The sequence below is a fragment of the Oscillospiraceae bacterium genome (assembly GCA_034925865.1).
Classification (GTDB): domain Bacteria; phylum Bacillota; class Clostridia; order Oscillospirales; family SIG627; genus SIG704.
The window spans coordinates 1-21056 of the sequence record JAYFRN010000013.1; the positions used below are offsets into that span (position 1 = coordinate 1).

Genomic DNA, 21056 nt, shown 5'->3' on the forward strand with positions numbered 1-21056 from the left:
TAAAGATATTCTGGAGCAGCTACACGACCGCAGTGAAAAGGAGGACAAATGAATGAACCTGCATAAACTTATTCTCACGAACAACGCCTGCTACAAGGCGGGCCGCACCATCACGCCAAAGGGCATCATGGTGCATTCCACTGGGGCGAATAACCCCAACCTCAAACGCTACGTCGGCCCCGACGACGGACTGCTCGGCAAAAACCAGTACAACAACCACTGGAACCAGAACACGCCGGACGGACGGCAGGTCTGCGTTCACGGTTTTATCGGTAAGCTGGCTGACGGTTCCGTCGCGACTTACCAGACCCTGCCGTGGAATATGCGCGGCTGGCACTGCGGTGGCTCCGGCAACGACACGCACATTTCCTTTGAAATCTGTGAGGACGGCCTGACGGACGCGGCATACTTCAACGCCATATATAAGGAGGCGGCCGAACTGTGCGCCTACCTCTGTAAACAGTATGGGCTGACTGAAAAAGACGTCATTTGCCATTCCGAGGGTTACAAGCTGGGGATTGCCAGTAATCACGGCGACGTCATGCACTGGTTCCCGAGGTTTGGGAAGAGCATGGATACCTTCCGCGCCGAGGTTGGGAAGCTGCTCACGGCGTCTGCTCCCACACCCGTCCCAACTCCTACTCCGTCTGGCTTTTCCGTCGGCGACCGGGTCGTTTTGAACGGCGCGGTTTATGCCGACAGCTACGGCGGCGGGAAAGGACGCTCCTTCCAGAACAGAACTTGCACCGTAACCCGCATAGTCGACCTCAAGCGCAAATGCCCGTACCTGCTGGACAATGGCTTAGGCTGGGTGCCTAAGGACAGCATTCGAAAAGCATAACAGAATTTCTATTATAAATAGCCACAGGTTTTCAAGCCCATCGAGGAGTTTTTCTTCGGTGGGCTTATTTTTTTATATCCTTTTCGGCCAAACAGCCTTTTTCCTTCCAGTGGGTAGTGAGGACAGAAGCCTCGGGCTGGAGGAAGCAGTACATGGCCAATATAATTGACGCAATACCGGAAGTTACCCTTGAAAAGAAACCTGTTTCGCAGGAACAGCTGCGACGGGAAGTTGACTATGTAAAGGCACAGCAGATACTCGGAGCGATGCTGGATAAGGGACTGATTTCATTGTCGGAATTCGACAAGATAACCGAACTGAACCGCGAATCTTTCTCTCCCATGCTGGCTGGAATTATGCCCTCAAACCGTTGCTATAACTCGCATTCAGAGTTAACATGACATGCTGACAAAGAGGTGACAAATTGAAAAAGGTAACGAAAATTATGCCAAATACGATGGTTTCATCTGAAAAGCCGAAGCTGCGTGTCGCGGCTTACTGCCGCGTCTCCACTGATACCGACGGGCAGCTGGAAAGCCTGGAGACACAAATTAGGCATTATGAAGCCTTTATCCGGGCAAACCCTGAATGGGAATACGCAGGCATTTATTACGACGAGGGTATTTCGGGCACGAAAATGGAAAAGCGATACGAACTCCTTCGGATGATCGCCGACTGCGAAAATGGGAACATCGACTTTATTGTCACTAAGTCCATCAGCCGCTTTGCTCGAAACACAACGGACTGCTTGGAGCTGGTGCGAAAGCTGCAGAATCTCGGTATTTTCATTTTCTTCGAGAAAGAAAACATCAACACTGGGGAAATGGAAAACGAACTCATGCTCTCAATCCTAAGTGGACTGGCCGAAAACGAGTCGGTGTCCATTGCCGAAAACAACAAATGGTCGGTCAGGCGTCGTTTCCAAAACGGCACCTATAAAATATCCTGCCCTCCCTACGGTTACGATTCTGTTGACGGGAAGCTGGTGGTGAATAAAGAGGAAGCCGATGTGGTTTGCTTTATCTTTTCCGAAATACTGTCCGGCAAAGGGTGTGGCAAAGTCGCAAAGGAGCTGAACCTTCGCGACCTAAAGGGCAAGAAGGGTGGTCGGTGGAAGTCGTCGGCTATTCGAGGGATGGCCTATAACGAGAAATACGTCGGTGACGCGCTGTTTCAGAAAACCTATACCGACGAGCACTTTAACCACCGCCGCAATAACGGTGAAAAGGAACAGTACCTCATCCAGAACCACCACGAGCCAATTATCAGCCGCGAGGATTTTGAAGCCGCGCAGGCTGTCATTGCCCAGCGCGCCAGGGAAAAGGGCATCGAAAAGCGCGACGGCAAGAGTCAGAACCGCTACCCCTTTTCGGGAAAAATCATCTGCAGCAACTGCGGCGGCACCTTTAAACGCCGTATTCATGCAAGCGGAAAGCACAGAATCGCGTGGTGCTGTACCACGCATCTTGCGGATATAGCCGAGTGCCCGGTGAAATACATTCCAGACTCCGCTCTTGAGGTCGCATTTGTCACGATGATGAATAAGCTCATTTTCGGACATCAGACGGTACTCAGACCCCTGCTTGTCAGCCTGCGCGGGATAAATTCCGACTCCAGCCTGAAAAGTATTGGGGAGCTTGATAAAAAACTCGAGGATAACACGGAACAGCGAAAGGTGCTGGTGGGGCTTCTCACCAAAGGCTACCTGGAGCCTGCCGTTTACAATAAGGGGAACAACGAGCTTCTGCAGGAAGCCGAGCGGATACAGAGGCAGAAGGAGTCACTCCTCCGATTTATAAACAGCGATAGCCGAAGCCTGAGTGAAGTTAGTGCAATTTTACAGTACGCCACCAAGGCCGCAATGCTGAAAGGCTTCGATGGTGAGCTGTTCACACGCTTTGTGGAGCGGATTCATGTGTATTCCCGAACGGAAATCGGGTTTGAACTCAAGTGCGGCATTACACTCAAGGAAAGGCTGGTGATTTGAATGGCGCACATACCCTATGGTTACTGGATCGAAAACGGGCAGGCTGTGCTGGATGAAATAGCCGCCGAACAGGTGAGGACACTGTTCCGCTCCTATCTTTCCGGTGATGCATTGGCAACCGCCGCTCAAAAAGCAGGCATCAAAGCATTTCATGCTGGAATCGCCAGAATGCTTCATAACACTCGCTACCTCGGCGATGCGTATTACCCGGCAATTATTGACCCGGACACCTTTGCGGCTGTCGAAACGGAGCGCGTCCGGCGGGCTGAAAAGCTCGGCCGTGTCTGGGAACCGAAAGAAGAAAAAGAGGTCGTCTTTCCCACCGCCTTTCGCCTGTGCGAAGGGACGGAGCGGTTCGACGACCCATTTATGCAGGCAGAATACGCCTACAGCTTAATAGAAACGGAGGTGCTTGAGGATGGAAGCTAAAATGAGTATTACCGTGCTTCCGGCTCGAAAAAATGCCGGTTCTGCGAACAAGGATGAGGAGAACCCAAAGCTACGGGTAGCGGCCTACTGCCGTGTGTCCACAGACAGCGACGAACAGGCCACCAGTTATGACGCCCAGATTGAGCATTATACCAATTACATCAACGGCCATCCGGACTGGGTGCTGGCGGGGATTTTCGCGGACGATGGCATATCCGGCACCAATACGAAAAAGCGCGAGGAATTCAACCGCATGATTGACGAGTGCATGGCGGGCGGTATCGACATGATTATCACGAAATCCATCAGCCGGTTTGCCCGTAACACGCTGGACTGTTTAAAATACATCCGCCAGCTCAAGGAAAAGAACATTCCCGTTTACTTTGAAAAGGAAAATATCAACACCATGGATTCCAAGGGCGAGGTCATGCTTACAATTATGGCATCCCTTGCTCAGCAGGAAAGCCAATCCTTGAGCCAGAACGTCAAGCTGGGTTTGCAGTACCGCTACCAGCAGGGGGAAATTCAGGTCAACTGTAATTGGTTCCTCGGCTATGCCAAGGACGAAAACAAGCACCTGGTGATTGTGCCGGAGGAAGCCGAAATTGTCAAGCGCATCTACCGGGAATACCTTGAAGGTGCCAGTATGCTGAAGATCGCCCGTGGTCTGGAGGCGGACGGCATTCTGAACGGCGCGGGTCGCGAACGGTGGCATACCAGCAATATCAGCACGATTCTTCGAAATGAAAAATACATCGGGGACGCGCTTTTACAGAAAACCTACACCGTAGATTTTCTCACCAAACAGCGGGTCAAAAACAACGGCCTTGTGCCGCAGTATTACGTGGAAAACAGCCACGAAGCCATCATCCCGCGCGAAATTTTTATGCAGGTGCAGGAAGAATTGGTGAGGCGACGTTTGGTACATCAAAGCCCGAACGGGAAGAACCGGGTCTTCAGCAGCAGCCACTGCCTGTCGAACATCGTTTTTTGCGGCTGCTGCGGAGAGTTTTACCGCAGGATTCATTGGTACAACAGTGGCAAGAAGTCCATCGTCTGGCGGTGTATCAGCCGTCTTGAAAATACCGGGCTGTTCTGCGATGCCCGCACAGTGCCGGAAAGCCAGATTGAGCAGGTGCTGGTCGCCGCTATCAATCAGACATGGTGTGACAAGGATACCTTCCTCATCACTCTGCAAAAGAACATTGAAGCCGTTCTGGAATCCGAAAAGGGCCAACCTCTTACCGACATCGACAAGCGGCTGGCCGACTTGCAGGAGGAGCTTTTAAAGCGAACCAGCGCCCGAGCAGACTACGAGGACGTCGCCGAGGAGATTTACCGCCTGCGCGAGGATAAGCAGAAGCTTCAGTTGGAAAGCGCCGGGCGGGACGAGCAGAAAAAGCGCATCGCCGACATGGACACCTTCCTTCGGAAACAGCCCACCGCCCTGACGGAATACGACGAACCGCTTGTTCGGCGGCTGATTGAGAAGGTCACCATTTATGAGGATAAATTTACGGTGGAATTCAAGTCCGGCGTGACGGTAGATGTGGATGAATAAGGGCAAAAACAAGCAAGGCACTCTACGAAATTACATTGTAGGGTGCCTACGTTTGTTTTCTCAAGGGGCTATAATTTAGATAATGAAATATATATCAAATAATATATTTTTTCCACTTAAGCATGTGCAATTTCCGGAAAGCTAAGAATTTCACCCATGTCCTTCAACAAGTTATCGCCACGAACAAAAAATGTTGTATTAGATTCTTTGTGTTCATATTTTTTCAACAATCTCTTTTCTTTAGGAACAAACGCAAACTCGGCTTTAGTTATAGTATTTCCAAATGAATTGCATACCTCAATCATATCAACAGGACTTTTTGAAAATACGTCATATAGAATAAGGGCGTCATTATCTATATCCGCAATCACATAAGCATCCAGTGCTTTAATATAGTAGACATTGTTCTGCATGAATTGTGTCAAATAAAACATCATAAGTCCGTCTGTATTTAACTGAAGTATGCCATTGCTGAATCTCAGGTTTTTTTCTTTCAAAAAGTATACCCAGTCTTGTTTGGTTTTCATTGAAACAGGTTCTGCACGGCTATCGAAGTTATAGCTAATATCCGCACACAAACGATACTCCTGTGCTGGTTGAAATCCGAATTTCGGGTAAAAATCAAGCACACTGTCATTGGCAAACAGGAAAAAGCCATCACACACCGCATAATCATGCAATATGGTTTCCATCAATATCCGACAATATCCTTTTCCACGATGTGATTTCTTGGTCATCACAGTGCCCAATTGTATGTAATGCTTTACCTTACCATTTAATTTGCAGTCAATCAAATTTACAGATACGTTAGATATTACAGTATCATCCATAACAATAGAATATGGAATGTATTTTTCTCTCCAATATCCGTTTTGATACCAGGATTCAAAACTCAGTCCAAATGTTTCTGTGGCTAATTCATTAAAGGAATGTCTTAGCGCATCATTACCCCTATGATCCTTTTCTATCTTATAATTCATTGTTCCATCTCCAATCCTGAGAAAATAAATCATGCTTAAAAACTTGATCTATCACCCGCAGAAAAGCTTGCTTTTCTGCAATAACTTTGCCTTGTTCCCACGCATACGCCGAAACTCAAAAAACATCTATCCTGTTCTCTCACCAAGCCCTAAAAAAGCAAAACATCTATCCTGTCCTGTCGTGAAAGCCCGTTATCAATTCTGTTCTCTCGTGAATGGAAAATGACCCGATAGACTGATTCCCATGCACGGGTAAAAACCCGTTCTGAGTGTACAGCTTGAAAACCACAAAATCACAGAAATGGCTTATTTACTGGGTTTCCCGTACATTCAATCTTTTACCCTTGACATCAATACCACCGTCTCCACGTGTGATAGTGAGGCTGTGCAGGGAAATATGTCCATAAAGGCGTGAAACCCTTTATCTATCAGGGTTTTCGGCCATTCCGTGAATCAATGGCATACATCTCGCTTTCACGCAAAAGTAGGCTATTTTTCTTTGGAGCTGTATTTTTCCCCTTTACGATGGGTGCCGTTTTCATCTGTAATAACATTCGATCTGCGATTTTTCGCTTCCTGTGCATCCCGAAATACATCCTCTGTGATGATGGGCGGATGATTGTCCTTTGCTAAGTACTCATATTTTCCGGTAACCGAATCTGTCAGTCTGACGGTGCCGATATACTTCTCATTGGTAAGAATATTCTCAACGGACCGCTTGCTCCATTTTGGTTTGCCGGTTGGGGAAGGAGTGCCTTTCTTTTCAAGTTCCTTGATGATTCCAAGGACACTTTTCCCATCATTGTACCAGCGGAAAATATCACGGACAGCTTGTGCCTGCTCTTTATTTAAAACCAACTCGCCCTCGGCGGTTTTGTCGTATCCGTACAGTCTGCGTCTGTATAAACCCGATGTTCCCTGGGCGGCCCGAAAATTCAGACCCATACGGATATTATCACTTCTGGTTTCGTTTTCAGCCTGAGCGAAAGATTCAATCACGGATATCATCAAATTGCTGTCCGTATTATCCGTATCCAGGTTTTCCTGCTCGAATATAACCCGTGTGCCAGCTGCCTTTAATCGGCGTAGGGCCTCCAGTGTATCTACGGTGTCTCTGCCGAACCGGCTAATGCTTTTTGTCAGGATGACAGAAATGTTGTGTGCTTCGCACTCCAGTAGCATTCGTTCGAATTCCTTGCGGGGGACTTCTGATTTTGCGGAACCGATGTCGATAAAAGTATCACGCAGTTTCCATTGCTCAACATGGGATACCGCTTTCGTCAATGCAGATATCTGGACAGCGAGGCTGTTCAACTGGTCTTTGTCGGAAGTACTGACCCGGCAGTATATACCGACGTTCTTCACAATTTTATCCGGTTTTGCCGGTATGAAAAATACCTTTGGATCCACTTCAATCCCTCCTTATGAACAGTCTGCCCAGATAAATTATACTTCTTCGGCAGGGTCTTTCTTCAACAACTCATCTTCCAATTCGCATTCTTTCTCTAAACAGGCGTCGCAAATGTCTGCCGCTTCAATAGAGGAAGCACAGGCTCCTAATTCATAGAGAAATCCCGCAGGTTCGGGAACCGGAACCATCTGTCCACACTTCTTGCAGAGAATATAAACATTGTTGTCCTTGATGGGAAGAAAAATATCCTTCCCATTTTTGTCGGTGCTTCTTACGTACAGCATATAGAGTACCTCCTAAAAATTTGGTACTACTATATACGCTCTAAAAAAGCACATAGTCAAGCAATATAATGACCAATTCCGACCCCAATTTGCTAACCATTATAGCCTAATTATATTTTGGATTATCGCGAATGAAAAGTAGGCTATTTTTCTCTTTCGATTCAGTCAAAACACAATATATTGTTTTTATTTATTTTAATTTTACTATATATTGCGCGTCATCAATACTACCGTCTCAACGTGACCCGTGCGCGGGAACATATCGACAGGAATTACGCTCGTCGAAGGAGCATATCCCTTCCCTGTCAATATCGCCATATCGCGGGCAAGCGTATCCGGATCACAGGAAATATATAAAATTTTTTCGGTGCCGGTCTTGACGATATAATCAAGCGTCGAAGCCGCGCAGCCTTTACGCGGAGGATCGACTATCACGCATGCGGGCTTTTCCTTCCGGCAAGCGAGGATCGAATCAAGATCAGAGGCATCGCCTTGATAATACTCGGCGTCATATACTCCGTTTGCTCTGGCGTTCAGCCTCGCGTTTTCAACAGCGCTTTCAACTATTTCGACGCCGATAATTTTTATTTCGGGTACAATTTTAGATGCGGCAAGCGAAATCATTCCTGCTCCGCAGTACAAATCAAGAACAAGATCGCCTTTTTTCAAGCTCGCGGCTTTTATTCCCGTATTATATAAAAGCTCCGCTCCTTCGCGGTTCACCTGATAAAAGCCGTCAGGCGATATCCTTACTTTCACTCCGCATAAAATATCCTCTATATAAGGTTTTCCGGATATAAGAGTAAAATTCTTTCCGAGTATCACGTTAGTATTTGTGGTATTGTGATTGAGCATAAACGAAGTTATTTCCGGAAATCGAAATTTAAGCTGTTCCGCCAATTCATACGCCAATTCAAAAGTGTTTGAATTAACAACAAGACACACCATGATCTGCTTTTCGGCTTCTGCGCGTCTTAAATAAATATGCCTGACAGTTCCCTTTCCCGTTTCTTCCGAATAAGCCGATACTTTTTTATCATTTAAAAATGCCAAAATAAACTCAGTTATATCGCTGAAAACTTCCGGTTGAAGCATACATCTTGTCGCTTCAATAACACGATGTGTTTTAGGTGCGTAAAATCCGGCGTATATGCGTCCTGTATTTGCGTTGCAGGCGACAGGATATTGCGCTTTGTTTCTGTATCCTGTTATTCTCCCTGTCGATAAAACATCCGCGACATCCACATACACTCCGGCTTTTTTCATCGCATATATAACAGCGCGCTTTTTTGATTCAAGCTCCGCCGTATAATTAATAAGAGAATAAGCACATCCGCCGCATGATGAACTAACCGGACAAGACACCTGGCATCGCATAGGTGATTTTACATCAAATGATACCGGGATCCCAACGGAGTATGACGGTGCAGTCTTTATTATTTTTATTTCGGCAATATCTCCGGTAACAGCTCCGGATACGAATACGACTTTATCATTTATTCGGCAAACACCGAATCCGAGATTGTTCGTATCAATTATCTCAGCTTTGAATATTTCATTTTTCTTCATTTTTACTGTTTATATTTATTTTTCATCCTATTCCAATTATTTGACCGTGTAATTTTTTCTATATAAGCTCATAATAACTTCAGCGGATGAAATCTGAAATAATCCGGATAAAATTTAGATCGAACCGCTAAATGTCATTATAAAGGTAAGCTATGAAAAAATCAATACGGCTTTGCCTTATCACCGCCGCGGTAATGATATTTTCATCCGTTGCGGTACCGGCAGGATATTCGTATGATTCTTATTCGTGGTATTTCTGTCAAAGGGTTGAGCATCAAAGGCCATCTTCTCCTTCAGAAGCATCGTTTTTTTCAAAATACGACGCGCATTATTTAGGACCTGATGAAAAAGTGGTTTATCTGACCTTCGATGTCGGATATGAAAACGGAAATGTCGAGAAAGCCGCCAATATATTAAGGAAACAAAATGTGACGGCTGCATTTTTTACACTTCCTCACTTTTTGAAAAAGAATCAGGAGCTTGTAAAGCGACTGAAGGACGATGGCAACCTTATATGTAATCACACTTATTCTCACAAAGATATGTCAAAATATACTTCGTTTGAAGAATTTGAAGCAGAATTAGTGAAAAACGAAAAATTATATTATGACCTTTACGGATGTGAGATGTCGAAATTTTATCGTCCTCCTGAAGGAAAGTTTTCAGAAGCAAATCTTGCTTGGGCACAAAAAATGGATTATACAACCATATTTTGGAGCGTGGCTTATGCGGACTGGGATGAAAAATGTCAGCCGGATCCCCGAAAAGCGTTTGAAAAGTTAAAAAAGCGGACTCATAACGGAGCTGTTATTCTTCTTCATCCGACATCGTCGACAAATGCGGCGATCCTTGAAGAATATATACTCTATCTTAAAGATAATGGGTATAGATTTGGCAGCGTAAGTGAGCTGTGTCAGGCAAATTCAGGCGCCGGAGCTATAATTCCAAGCAATGGTAAAATCATGTGCAAAAATTCAGAAGCTAAAAAAAAATAGCACTGACGTTTGATGATGGTCCTCATAAGGAATATACGGAAATGATACTGTGTATTTTAAAACAATACAGTATAAAAGCCACATTTTTTGTGATCGGATCAAACGCGGCAAAATACCCGGACAGAGTTAAAAAGATATTTGATGACGGACATGAGATAGGCAATCACACTTATAATCATATCATGATCAACACTTATCCGAAAGAAATTGTCGCTGAGGAAATCAATAAAACATCGGATATTATTTTTGAGATAACCGGGAAAAGACCGGTGGTATTCAGACCACCCGGAGGAGCATATAACGACAGCTATGTCAATATGATTATCAATATGGGATATAGATGCGTTTTATGGTCGGTTGATACGCGTGATTGGTCAATGCCTCCCGTTGATAAAATAATCGTGGGGGTGATCAGCGATACGACCGACGGGGATGTTATACTGTTTCATGATTATAATATGAAAAACAGTCCGACTCCCAAAGCTCTTAAGGCTGTGATACCAAAGCTTTTGGCAAGAGGATATGAATTCGTAACCATAAGTGAACTTTTTGCTGATTGTGTAGAAGACGCAGATAACAGGTAAGAATCAATAAAGCGAAACGCCCGCGTCGAAATTTGATGCGGGCTGCTTTTATGTTTTAATGCGGAAATTATAATTACATTTTTTAACTCTGCATTTAAATAATTACCACTTAAAGAGAAAAGGCTCTGGTATATGGGCTTTTCTCTCTTATAAAACAATTTATTTAAATGCCGTTTTAATAATTATTAGTCAAATGGCGAGTCATATAAACCATTATTAAGTTATATCAAAATTTACTGTCCTTGATCTGCCATGTCCGGGCAGAATTTTATATTCTCCTTTAAGCTCTGACAGCTTTTTTAGTGACACTTCCATCATTGCGGCATCACCCCCGTAAAGATCCGTTCTGCCGGCTCCTTCGGAAAACAGTGTATCTCCGGAAAAAATCATGTTATCACAGATAAAAACGCATGAACCCATTGTATGTCCAGGTGTATGCATTACTTTGAAAACGTTTTTCCCCAACACGAATTCATCACCATCCTTAAATAAGATATCTGCTTTTACATAAGGATAGTCGTCCACCTTCTGACCGAAATAAATATCAGCATAATTTTTCCAGCTGTCAGCAAGAAGCTCCTCGTCGGAATAATGTACAGCAAGCTTCGCTCCTGAAAGCTTTATTAAATCCTTACAGCCCATCGCGTGATCGAAATGCGCATGAGTAAGAAGTATAAGCTTTATATTAAGTGATTTTCCCGCCGCTTTTTCGTAAATGAGATCACCCCTCATTCCGGGATCAATCACAATTGCTTCGTTCGTACTTTCGTCAACACAAAAATAGGTGTTGGTGGCAAGCTCACCTTTGATAAATATATAAACCTTCATTGATTTTACAGTCCGTTATCTCTCAAAAAGTCGATATATCCCATGCAGTATTCATCACGTCCGCATAGCATTTCGCTTGCGCGGAAAGCAGTCATGAATTCTGCCGAGGTAACATCGCATATCGCGGCGTCAAGCCCGAGACTGTTTGCAATCGCAACAACTGCGCAATTTATTTTAATCCGTTTTGGAAGTCCGAAGGATATATTAGACATTCCGCAAACAGTTTTAATCTCCGGATATTTACTTTTTACATATTTAAGTGTGTCAAAGAGCTTGACAGCTGCATTATCTTCAACTGCTACTGTCTCCGCCAATACATCAAGGAAAACGTTTTTATCTTCAATTCCTGCGTCATGCAGCTTTTTTACTACAGAATCCACGTTTTTCAGACGTTCTTCGATTGTGGACGGCGTCCGTTTTTCAATCGGCATAGCTACCACATAAGCTTCGCGCCCTGATTCAATTATTTTTTTAAATTCCGGAATTATTTCTGAAAATCTAATGGTCAGAGTAACCGAATTAATTATCAGCTTTCTGTTTCCCGTGAGATTAATTGTTTTTAAAAGCGTATCAGGTGAAGCGCTGTCAAGCATTATTCCTGTATTCTCCGAAGTGTTCTCAAGCGTAAGCTTGATCAAGCTCTTCAGCCTTTCCGCTTCGTCTGTAAAAACGCCCGTGTTCAAATCTATATAGTCCGCCCCCCATTTCTCCTGAAGCTTTATGACAGATGCGATTCCTTCATAATCGTTGCTTTTCATCATTTCCTGTGTTTTGGGGATCGAACTGTTGATTTTTTCTCCTATAAGAATCATTCTTTGGTTTCCTTCCTTTTTATATAATCAATCAGATCTGTGACGAGACAGGTCTTTCTCAGCGGTATCATAAAATAAAAGCCTTCACAGTAATTATAAAGAGCATCTATGGTATTGATTGAAAAAGCTACCGAAACCTTCCTCGCTTCTTCAGTGGACGCATCTTTTAAATTATCGATAAGTTCATTTGGAACTGTCATTCCCGACACTTCGTTATTTAAAAATACAGCGTTTTTATATCCGGCAACCGGCATTATTCCGGCAAGCATTACAGTATCGGGATATTCTCGTTTAGCTTGGCGTATATTTTTTATCGCTGTTTCCGTGAATATAGGCTGGGTCATAAAAAATTTCGCGCCGGCTTCAAGCTTTTTGCCTATGCGAACAAGCTCTCCGGAAAAATTAGTTGCGTTTACATTCATTGCCGCTCCGAGGCAAAAGGGATTTGACTCGAATATTTCTCTGTTCAGCTCAGAAATGTATTTCAATAACTCGTAAGAATTAAACCCATAAACAGACGGAACGCGCATACCCGTGCTTTTTGCCGGAGGGTCGCCTGTAATTATAAATATTTTATTTATTCCTTCTGATGCAAGTGCGATCAGCCCACCTTTAATCGCTATAAAATTCCTGTCGCGGCACGTAAGATGCGGCATAACATCCAGTCCGGTTTTATGTTTTATATGCGCCGCGGTAATAAGGCTATCCGCACGCACACGGGCCAGAGGTGAATCGGATACGGTTATTACGTCTGCTCCGCGCTCATACAAATCGGAAGCAGTTTTATCTGTATATGATATATCTGTATCAGGCGGAGGTGCAATTTCGGCCGCGATAAACTTTTTGCCGTGAATCAATGAACGACCCGATGAAAAAAGGGCGGATTGCGGATTTGTTACTTTTTCTGTTTGTTCATGTTTCTTCTCTTCCCGTGATGTCACATATACAGTGCTTGCTCCGTCAGCAGAGCCTTTGATTATATTCGATATTTCTGATATATGTTCCGGAGTCGTGCCGCAGCAGCCTCCTAATATCATCGCTCCGTATGCCCGCATTTCTGCGATTTTATCTGCAAAATATTTATAATTCGATCTGAAATATATTCTACCGTTTATACTTGAAGGATATCCGGCGTTTGGCATAACCGAAAGGGGCTTTACAGTTTTCGGAAGGTCAGAGACGAGACGCGCCATGTGAGCGGGGCCGCAGACGCAGTTTATTCCCACCGCGCTTGTATACGGCGAATACTCCGCATCTGATATCAACGTCTTGTAGTATAATCCTGATGATGTAAAGCCATCGGCGGAAACCGCAAACGAAACAATGATAAACGCGTCAGGATTTTTTTCTTTAATATACTTCAACGCTGGAATAAGCGGAGTGAACTCAGTCTGCGTTTCGAAAATGAAATAATTTGCTTTAAGATTAATAAATTCCTTCGCGTTAATCAAATATTCTTCCGAGGGCTTTTCACAGGAACTCATGGTGCCGAAATCCGCAAAAACCTTTATATCGCGCCCGGATTCCGCAGCCGCTTTGTTTGCTATTGAAAAGCCTTCATTTATTGTGTGTATACGCTCATGAATATCAGGAAAGGTTTCTGAATTTATACCGAAGGTATTTGTTGTTATACAGTCGGCTCCGGCTTTAATATACTCTCGATGAATTTTTTCTACAATTTCGGGAGTTATAAGATTAGCTTTCTCGCATATCGATTCGTCAGAGGTCAGCTCGTAATACAGAGTACCAAATCCTCCGTCGAAAATAAGGGGATATTTATTTATCATTTTTTTCTGCCTTTTTATAATTAGGTAATAGATGTTTTATATGAAGAAACGGTCATTTTTTCTTATACTATCGACGATATGTATAAGCTTCGGCAATTCATGTATTCATTGCCACTTATCAGGCGTAAAAGATAATTCATATCTACCGCTTCCGGTTCTCAATAATGTGATCCCATCTGATACAACGGCCAAAACACTGCCGGAGGCATCCTGCATTTTAAGCTCTGAAATTCGTCCGAGTGTTATTTCCGCCGAGGTATTTGCGGGGATTTTAATAAATAATCTTATTTGTCCGCTCTTTTTTGTCCATCCCAATTCAAATTTACCAAAACGAGTTGACGAAGCGTATTTTATACGCTCAAGCGCGCCAAACTGAGGTTTAATACTGAATAACGCAGGAAAAAGCGGATGCGGAATAATATTCATTCCAATTAAAGTATTGGCTATATATGTACCGGCTATTGAAGCAAGACAATACTCCTGATTTTTCTCATTATCTTGAGCATGGGTATAAATCATCCTGTTTTCGAAGGATAACATAATTTCATTTAAAATATCTGCCGGAGGCATTCCGAGCTTTATAAGTGAAGCCGGAATATGACAGGAATATTTACCGTTTAAGGTATCTGATTTATATGTTTTCAGAATTATTCCGCCGGTAGAGGGCTCGTTTTGAAAAACTCCGCTGACAAACATAGCCGCACATTGTTCTGCCAAATCCGTATCGGGGCAGGAATTTAATGACTGGAGAATGAAAGACGCTTTTTTATCGAATTCCAGCTTACAAATACATTTTATTTTTTCCGCGTTTTCGGCTTTGTCGTATTTTCCGGAAGCCAGATATGCCTTCTCCGAGGCTTTCAGAGCCAGAAAAACAGCGCAGATACAAAAGACAGTTTTCCGTTCCAAATTTTTTTCATGTGCCGCCCGCGCAATGATTTCTTCAGAATTGCGACATACAATATCGGCATATTTTACAGCCTGGTTAAGCGCTGTACTGTTTAATGTTTTTTGATATAAAGTCATACAGACATAACACATCAGAAATTCGCTTCCATCAGCAGCGAATGTTTCTTTACACATTGCTTCCGCATCCGTGAGCGCGGCCACCGACGAGAACAAATTAAAATCGTATAATGCGCTTGTTCCGTCAATCAATAATTCAGTGATATCGAACGACATTGCGGCACGTTGTATGCTTTTGCATATTTTGTTTATTTCTTTTTCAGAGGAAACAAGAGAAAACGAAGGTTCTCTTAAAACATAAGGCACGGCTTCTGCGCTTACACATGACGCCGAAGATGAAGCAGTAATTTCGAGATACCTGAAAGGCTCTGTGAAAAAACGTGATTCGAAAATTGCTTTTCCCGGTTTATGCCAAAATCGCCGTATAGGGCTGTAATCAAATATTGGTATTTCAGTGGTTGCTTTAGGATCGGCCTCACGTGAAGAAGCTCTTATATAAACGTTTGCTTCATGTGAATCTTCAATGTCAATACGAAAACCGCCGTATACTATTTGGCCGAAATCCATAATAAATACTCCGGCTCGTTTTTCAATAACTCGTTTTGGCGAAAGGCTTTTTTCTGCTATTCCTATAAGCGTGGAACACTCGCTGGGAAATTCCTGATGATCTGATATTATCGAAGGCAAAAAAGTATCGTCATAATACCCAGGTATAGAAAAGCCGTCCAGTTTATCGACTCCTTTGTCTGCCGTCGTAAACATATAAGGCTCCAAGCAGCTGCATTCATATGTTTCCGGCGAAGAAACAGAAATATTTTGTGTCCCGTCTGAGTATATTACCACGATCATTGCCAGAAGTTCAGCAGGGCTGCCATCGGCAGAATTCCGTGATGAAGTCAATATGCCGCAGGCAAACTCGCTTGAGCCATTAGCGTATTTATCAAGATCGTAAATTCTGTACCGATTACAACCGCAGCATGATGAATCCGGTACGTTTGTCACGCGCTCTCCGTTACAATACAGGTCATATGGCATTGAACATGCACAATACATTCGTGCTGATGCAATACACTTCCCGCCGATTCCGTCCTCCGACCTGATTTCTGTTCTGAACAAAGCCGGACCGCCGTATGACGGATCTTCATAAACTATTTTCCCTTTGCTGCCGCCGAACACGCGAAGCTTTCCATTTGTTACGCCGAGCAAACCTTTTTTTGCCGATTCGGAAAATACGCCCTGATCCTCCGATGTAAAACATGCCGCTTCGTTAATCAATAAGCTGTTAAAAAAGGCCGTATCTCCCGGGCCGGCATAAAATCCTACTGAACACAACCCCGGTATTCTTTCTCCGAAATCCGGCGAAAAAAGATTGATTTCAGGTTTACCATCGTTTATTTTCACGCATAAGCTGCCGTCAACAGTGATCTGCAGGATTCCTTTATTATACGACATTTCCAGTATAAAGCTTCTTTTGCCGGATATGTTTTGCACAGTAAGCACATCGATTGGAATATCAGCGGTATCAAGCGGGGTATATCCGATTCTGTATATTTCAATTCGAGAAATTTCACCATTTGAATCGAATATCAGCGAGCAAAGACAAAAACTCTCTCCGACTATACCGTACTTGTTGAGGTGCGGCGCAGAATATTCCGGAGGCGCGGCGCAGAAAACGATTCCGGCCGTGCGGCTTCCATGTTTAATTTCAATTTCAGAGTTTATAATAAATTTATCTGTATAAGCAGCAAAAAGCTCACCGCCAGGAGCGATTATACGTTTTGCATCATGCCAGCCGGCAGGAAAATACATAATTCCTGTTTCAAATTTTGATTCGGCTGATGATTTTATACCACGGTCGTCAGTAATTTCGACACGCCAATAATATTTTGTGCGCGGCAAAAGTTTCGTGCCATCAGGAATCACGGACATCATGCGTGAAGCCTGCTCTCCGCTGTCCCAAACGACATAGTGCGAGCCTGATTCTCTTTCAGACCACACGATGACACGGTATGATTGCTGATAAGCGCCGTTGCGGTCCGATTCAGCCGTCCATGTAAGAGATGGATTAAACGTATCTATTCCCATGGGAGTTATTAAACCGCAGCATCTTAAATTTGTTGGTTTTATTTCCTGAAGCATTTCAACCCAGCCGTTAAAAACTTATTATTTCATTATAAGTATCCATTGCATATTTATCAGTCATTCCGGAAATATAAGTCAGCACCGCACGCAGATAATCCCTGCGGTTTTCAAGATTAAACACAGGGATATTGCACAGGCACTCGTCTCTGCTGCCCATAATATAGCAATTAAGCCAGTCCATGAATTTCAAGGGAAGCATCTCATATGCTTTTGATGCTTCCAAAAGCTTTTTTTGCGTATCGCAGCCATCGTAATAATCCGTAAGAGTATCATAAATCTCATTTATGACAAGCTTGAAATACTTGTCGGCAATCTTAACACGCTTTGCGGAATATATGTTTTTATTATTGAAATCTATAATAAGCTCTATCATCTCATGCATTTGGGAAGAAAAAGCGATGCCGCGTTCCGGAGAAGAATTCAAACAAATGTCGGTAATGAGCGCGTTGATCAAGATCGTGTTATTAAGCTTTTTTCCGCTGACAGTATCTATATAATTTGACAACAGCTTAGATAGCTCGCCGAGCTTTTCATTGTCAAGCACCCCGAGACTGACCGCATCTTCAATATCACGTCCGACATATGAAATTTTGTCCGCAAGTTTTACCGTACAGCCTTCGAATGTGAAAGGCATAAATTTATTTTTTACGTCAAATTCGGACAAATCCACAGCTTCTTTTCTCGGAATCAGCCCGTTTTCTCCGACTTCACCGCAATGCGATATTATGCCGTCGCGGACGGCATATGTAAGGTCGAGATTCCTTCTTATTCTTTTATCATCCTCTAAAAGCTCTATCCTGTCCACAAAAAACAGTCCGTTCTTTTCATGCCAAAAAGTCTCGCCGAGGTCGCGCAGAGAAATTTCATCGAGTATTTTTTCACCTTTATGCCCAAACGGAGAATGTCCCAGATCGTGCGCAAGCGATATCGCGCTTACGAGCTCGGTATTGAGTCCGAGAGCTTTTGCTATAGTATTGCCTATCGATTCCACATGTATTACATGCTCGATTCTCGTACATATGTGATCGCTCTGAGGAGAAAAAAAAGCCTGTGTTTTATGTTTTAGCCTTCTGAAAGCAGGGCAATGAATGATCCTTGTATAATCACGCATAAACTCACTGCGTATATCTCCGCTGCGTTTATAAAGCTCGCTTTCACGGCGAACCATTTGATTAAAGCGCGGATTTTCTTTATATGCGCATATATCAAGCGGAAATTCTTTCATATTTATTTTTCTCTTTCTAATTCACTTCAATTTAACCTTGTTGCCAGTTTTATTTGTTTTGGCATTAATTCGATCGTTTTCTCGTTCAATTTTCCGCTCCCTGCGCTTCTTTGTAAACAAAGCGGAAAAATAAACGACAGATACGACGATAGCTATAAAGAAAAGATCAGTCCAAAGCGTTTCTGTATCGAATTTTAAGCTTTCTGAAACAGAACAATAAATCTCGTAAATAATTGCAAGCATGCCGAACGCCGCAAACGAATACAGAGCTGAAATAACCGTGGTTTTTATACTTCCGGTCTGACTATACACATTAATACCAAAAAAGACGGAAATTTCAATGCATAAAAGCGGCGCAATGAAGTACAAAAACGAAGCCAGCATCAAACCTGATTCCGTCTCGGCAATAATATGCATCGCCGCGTAAAATAAAATGCAAAGCACAGTGAAAGCGAAACAATATACGGCATGCAGTTTTGTTTTAAACATTTATATCTCTTTTCTGATTTATAGCGGATACAATACGAATTTCTATCAAACCTCAATATATATTATCATATATGAAGGTAAAAAGCAAACGACAATATAAACAAATATAAAATTATATTTGTTTTTATGTTTTTATTGGTATTGTAAAAACTAATATCTTTTGATATAATGATTAATGTCTCAAGAATGCTTAACATGTTTTGATAATGCTTTTTTCCGTTGGTTATCAATATAATTCCAGTTTCCCAAAAATTAATTGTGTTATCATTTCTTTGTCAAAGATAAGCGGATCCTGTAAATGTTAAGCAGCCTTCGATAAAATATTTTACTTTAATATCAGAACCATTTTCTCTTTTAGAGCTATTTATTTATTTTTCGTATTAATATATTACTTTTTAACGAAAATTCATTTCTCTTTGGTAGACACTTGGGCTTGTGTTATATTCATTATACCAAAAAGCATATGTGTTGCCTGCTTTTCATTACAATACATGACATTATTACAGGAGGAGCGGATGAAATTCAGAATATATGTCGAGGTCGTAGGAAAAAGATGGGCCGGTGTCATTGTTCATGACGCAAAATCATTCTACAAAGCGCAGATACTGATTTCGGATATGCCCGACATAAAACAGGGAGACAATCTTTTCATAACCGCAAAAGCAGTACTTATGCCGGATAAACGCATTAAAACATATCGTCTTATGCCTATCACCGAAGAAAAACATTCAGAACAAATGTCTGTTATATCACAAGAAAACAATATGATACATCAGGTATATCTAAATATTAGTAATTCTAAGGAAGATGTTTAGTATTCACTTTTCTAACGGTGATTATATAATTACTGAGTTATTAACCAGTAATTATATAAACCTGGTTTATATGAAAGAAAAGCCCATATACCAGAGCCTTTTCTTTCTTTTAGCGATAATTATATAAATGCCGAGTTAATAATTCAGAAGAAAAAAAGACATGGAAAATTGGAAAAAGATAGAATAGGTTCTTGTGAACGAGGAGAGAATCCAACATTAATGGATAAAATGAAAAGTAGTTTTGCTATTATTGCCGATAATCAGTTTTTACCCGGATATTGTACTTTATTAAGATATCCTAAAGTGGATTCTCTTTTGAAACTGAAACTTGAGGAATGCAGTCAATACCCTTCCCACTACCGGGCGGGTTCGGGACTTTCACCCGTTAGATTTCGCCCATGACAGGCGCACAAAAAATCGGGACCTCCGTGAAAACCACAAAAGTCCCGAAAACCCTTTGTTTATCAGCCTTTGAGGGCTTCTTCAACCGCCACAGCGCATGCGACAGTTGCGCCGACCATCGGGTTGTTGCCCATGCGGAAATAAATTCATTTATAATTCTTTTTTAATGTTTACTATGATTTATTATCCTTTATTTCTATTGAATAGCAAGCATAAACCCGATTAATCAAATTTATTTGTCCTTTATTATAATTAACTATAATTTATTATCATTTGGTTTTGGGTGACAAAATGGTGACGTTGTCACCATGTTTTACTCTTTAATTCTATATTAAGATATTAATACTTTTTTAATATCTCTGTATTATTTTTGATTCGCTTTCGGTCAACCGCTTGCCTGAATTGTCATAGGTATAGGTGACTAAACCACATCGGCGCACCGAAGACGAATATCAGCGCCAATGTTAATATTATGCTTATTATTCGTTTTTTCATATTGTTTGTCCTTTTTTTAATTATCATAAGCTTCAAGAGTTATTTTGATTCTTGAACATATCGGTACACTCCATCTCCTATGGTTTCGTACTCTATCCCATTCCAGCGCTGATGTTCTTCATACAAAGAATCTATATGAGTCCAACAGATTTCTCGTTTATTATTCATTTTATTTGCGGGTCCTTGGCAGTTTCCGATGTAAGTAAGGTATTTGGCAGGATAATATGATTTTTTAGGCAAACCTATCAATGCACTCATCCATATTGGATCTCTATTCATATCAATCCTTTTTGGAAAATCAATTGGTAATATCCGTAATCCTTCTATATCTTCCAGAGTGGGAAGTTCGTCAAATATTCGATCCATAACTTGGACTCGCATTGCGAGTACCTCTGGATAAGGAATCATTCCCTCACCAATCTTTTGAAACAGTATATATTTACCGCCATATCCG

Annotated in this window: 20 protein-coding genes; 9 read left to right on the plus strand and 11 right to left on the minus strand. The window is 42.4% G+C overall.

Annotation, left to right across the window (positions count from 1 at the left end; genetic code table 11):
* Positions 1–52 precede the first annotated feature (52 nt).
* The 5 genes from VB118_06625 (at position 53) to VB118_06645 (ending at position 4818) form a co-directional block, all read left to right on the plus strand.
* Complete coding sequence (locus VB118_06625) at positions 53–841, plus strand: peptidoglycan recognition family protein (protein ID MEA4832273.1); 789 nt, start codon at positions 53–55, stop codon at positions 839–841.
* A 152-nt stretch (positions 842–993) separates the two neighbouring features.
* Complete coding sequence (locus tag VB118_06630) at positions 994–1242, plus strand: SHOCT domain-containing protein (protein ID MEA4832274.1); 249 nt, start codon at positions 994–996, stop codon at positions 1240–1242.
* A 23-nt stretch (positions 1243–1265) separates the two neighbouring features.
* Positions 1266–2828 (plus strand): recombinase family protein, encoded by a 1563-nt coding sequence (locus VB118_06635; protein MEA4832275.1) that lies wholly within the window; start codon positions 1266–1268, stop codon positions 2826–2828.
* Positions 2829–3257, plus strand: coding sequence for a recombinase (locus tag VB118_06640; protein MEA4832276.1), 429 nt, complete (start codon positions 2829–2831; stop codon positions 3255–3257).
* Positions 3247–4818 (plus strand): recombinase family protein, encoded by a 1572-nt coding sequence (locus tag VB118_06645; protein ID MEA4832277.1) that lies wholly within the window; start codon positions 3247–3249, stop codon positions 4816–4818. The genes VB118_06640 and VB118_06645 overlap by 11 nt, the downstream gene beginning before the upstream one ends.
* 116 nt (positions 4819–4934) lie before the next feature.
* On the opposite strand, the gene VB118_06650 is transcribed toward VB118_06645, so the two are convergent.
* The 4 genes from VB118_06650 to rlmD all read right to left on the minus strand — a co-directional run bounded on the left by VB118_06650 (position 4935) and on the right by rlmD (position 9062).
* Complete coding sequence (locus VB118_06650) at positions 4935–5798, minus strand: GNAT family N-acetyltransferase (protein MEA4832278.1); 864 nt, start codon at positions 5796–5798, stop codon at positions 4935–4937.
* A gap of 489 nt (positions 5799–6287) precedes the next feature.
* Positions 6288–7208, minus strand: coding sequence for a recombinase family protein (locus VB118_06655; protein MEA4832279.1), 921 nt, complete (start codon positions 7206–7208; stop codon positions 6288–6290).
* Positions 7209–7244: 36 nt separating this feature from the next.
* On the minus strand, positions 7245–7493 hold the full coding sequence (locus tag VB118_06660; GenBank protein ID MEA4832280.1) for a hypothetical protein: 249 nt from the start codon (positions 7491–7493) through the stop codon (positions 7245–7247).
* 204 nt (positions 7494–7697) lie between these two features.
* On the minus strand, positions 7698–9062 hold the full coding sequence (rlmD, locus tag VB118_06665) for a 23S rRNA (uracil(1939)-C(5))-methyltransferase RlmD (protein ID MEA4832281.1): 1365 nt from the start codon (positions 9060–9062) through the stop codon (positions 7698–7700).
* A 152-nt stretch (positions 9063–9214) separates the two neighbouring features.
* Between rlmD and VB118_06670 the strand changes: the two genes are divergently transcribed.
* Positions 9215–10057 carry a polysaccharide deacetylase family protein gene (locus VB118_06670; protein ID MEA4832282.1) on the plus strand — a complete coding sequence of 281 codons (843 nt, stop codon included), beginning with the start codon at positions 9215–9217 and terminating at the stop codon, positions 10055–10057.
* Positions 10058–10098: 41 nt separating this feature from the next.
* A complete protein-coding gene (locus tag VB118_06675) occupies positions 10099–10641 on the plus strand; it encodes a polysaccharide deacetylase family protein (GenBank protein MEA4832283.1) in 543 nt (180 codons plus the stop codon).
* 216 nt (positions 10642–10857) lie between these two features.
* On the opposite strand, the gene VB118_06680 is transcribed toward VB118_06675, so the two are convergent.
* The 6 genes from VB118_06680 to VB118_06705 all read right to left on the minus strand — a co-directional run bounded on the left by VB118_06680 (position 10858) and on the right by VB118_06705 (position 18890).
* A complete protein-coding gene (locus tag VB118_06680) occupies positions 10858–11469 on the minus strand; it encodes an MBL fold metallo-hydrolase (GenBank protein ID MEA4832284.1) in 612 nt (203 codons plus the stop codon).
* A gap of 5 nt (positions 11470–11474) precedes the next feature.
* Positions 11475–12281 (minus strand): dihydropteroate synthase, encoded by an 807-nt coding sequence (locus VB118_06685; protein ID MEA4832285.1) that lies wholly within the window; start codon positions 12279–12281, stop codon positions 11475–11477.
* Complete coding sequence (locus VB118_06690; protein MEA4832286.1) at positions 12278–14068, minus strand: bifunctional homocysteine S-methyltransferase/methylenetetrahydrofolate reductase; 1791 nt, start codon at positions 14066–14068, stop codon at positions 12278–12280. The genes VB118_06685 and VB118_06690 overlap by 4 nt, the downstream gene beginning before the upstream one ends.
* Positions 14069–14173: 105 nt before the next feature.
* The gene (locus VB118_06695; protein MEA4832287.1) at positions 14174–17119 is read right to left on the minus strand and encodes an alpha-L-rhamnosidase C-terminal domain-containing protein; all 2946 of its coding nucleotides are present in this window, start codon (positions 17117–17119) and stop codon (positions 14174–14176) included.
* Between the two features lie 67 nt (positions 17120–17186).
* A complete protein-coding gene (locus tag VB118_06700; protein MEA4832288.1) occupies positions 17187–18401 on the minus strand; it encodes an HD domain-containing protein in 1215 nt (404 codons plus the stop codon).
* Between the two features lie 21 nt (positions 18402–18422).
* The gene (locus tag VB118_06705) at positions 18423–18890 is read right to left on the minus strand and encodes a hypothetical protein (GenBank protein ID MEA4832289.1); all 468 of its coding nucleotides are present in this window, start codon (positions 18888–18890) and stop codon (positions 18423–18425) included.
* Positions 18891–19405: 515 nt separating this feature from the next.
* Between VB118_06705 and VB118_06710 the strand changes: the two genes are divergently transcribed.
* Complete coding sequence (locus tag VB118_06710; protein MEA4832290.1) at positions 19406–19705, plus strand: hypothetical protein; 300 nt, start codon at positions 19406–19408, stop codon at positions 19703–19705.
* 168 nt (positions 19706–19873) lie between these two features.
* Positions 19874–20107 (plus strand): hypothetical protein, encoded by a 234-nt coding sequence (locus VB118_06715; protein MEA4832291.1) that lies wholly within the window; start codon positions 19874–19876, stop codon positions 20105–20107.
* Positions 20108–20641: 534 nt separating this feature from the next.
* Here the strand turns inward: VB118_06715 and VB118_06720 are convergent.
* On the minus strand, positions 20642–21056 hold a 415-nt coding region (locus VB118_06720; protein ID MEA4832292.1), incomplete at its 5' end, for a hypothetical protein.

Bases quoted from the DNA above. Each gene is read 5' to 3' on its own strand.
- VB118_06625 (MEA4832273.1), top strand. From the start codon at position 53: ATGAACCTGCATAAACTTATTCTCACGAACAACGCCTGCTACAAGGCG.
- VB118_06675 (MEA4832283.1), top strand. From the start codon at position 10,099: ATGATACTGTGTATTTTAAAACAATACAGTATAAAAGCCACATTTTTT.
- VB118_06700 (MEA4832288.1), bottom strand. From the start codon at position 18,401: ATGAAAGAATTTCCGCTTGATATATGCGCATATAAAGAAAATCCGCGC.
- VB118_06650 (MEA4832278.1), bottom strand. From the start codon at position 5,798: ATGAATTATAAGATAGAAAAGGATCATAGGGGTAATGATGCGCTAAGA.
- VB118_06690 (MEA4832286.1), bottom strand. From the start codon at position 14,068: ATGATAAATAAATATCCCCTTATTTTCGACGGAGGATTTGGTACTCTG.
- VB118_06630 (MEA4832274.1), top strand. From the start codon at position 994: ATGGCCAATATAATTGACGCAATACCGGAAGTTACCCTTGAAAAGAAA.
- rlmD (MEA4832281.1), bottom strand. From the start codon at position 9,062: ATGAAGAAAAATGAAATATTCAAAGCTGAGATAATTGATACGAACAAT.
- VB118_06680 (MEA4832284.1), bottom strand. From the start codon at position 11,469: ATGAAGGTTTATATATTTATCAAAGGTGAGCTTGCCACCAACACCTAT.
- VB118_06640 (MEA4832276.1), top strand. From the start codon at position 2,829: ATGGCGCACATACCCTATGGTTACTGGATCGAAAACGGGCAGGCTGTG.
- VB118_06685 (MEA4832285.1), bottom strand. From the start codon at position 12,281: ATGATTCTTATAGGAGAAAAAATCAACAGTTCGATCCCCAAAACACAG.
- VB118_06710 (MEA4832290.1), top strand. From the start codon at position 19,406: ATGAAATTCAGAATATATGTCGAGGTCGTAGGAAAAAGATGGGCCGGT.
- VB118_06645 (MEA4832277.1), top strand. From the start codon at position 3,247: ATGGAAGCTAAAATGAGTATTACCGTGCTTCCGGCTCGAAAAAATGCC.
- VB118_06705 (MEA4832289.1), bottom strand. From the start codon at position 18,890: ATGTTTAAAACAAAACTGCATGCCGTATATTGTTTCGCTTTCACTGTG.
- VB118_06695 (MEA4832287.1), bottom strand. From the start codon at position 17,119: ATGGGAATAGATACGTTTAATCCATCTCTTACATGGACGGCTGAATCG.
- VB118_06670 (MEA4832282.1), top strand. From the start codon at position 9,215: ATGAAAAAATCAATACGGCTTTGCCTTATCACCGCCGCGGTAATGATA.
- VB118_06660 (MEA4832280.1), bottom strand. From the start codon at position 7,493: ATGCTGTACGTAAGAAGCACCGACAAAAATGGGAAGGATATTTTTCTT.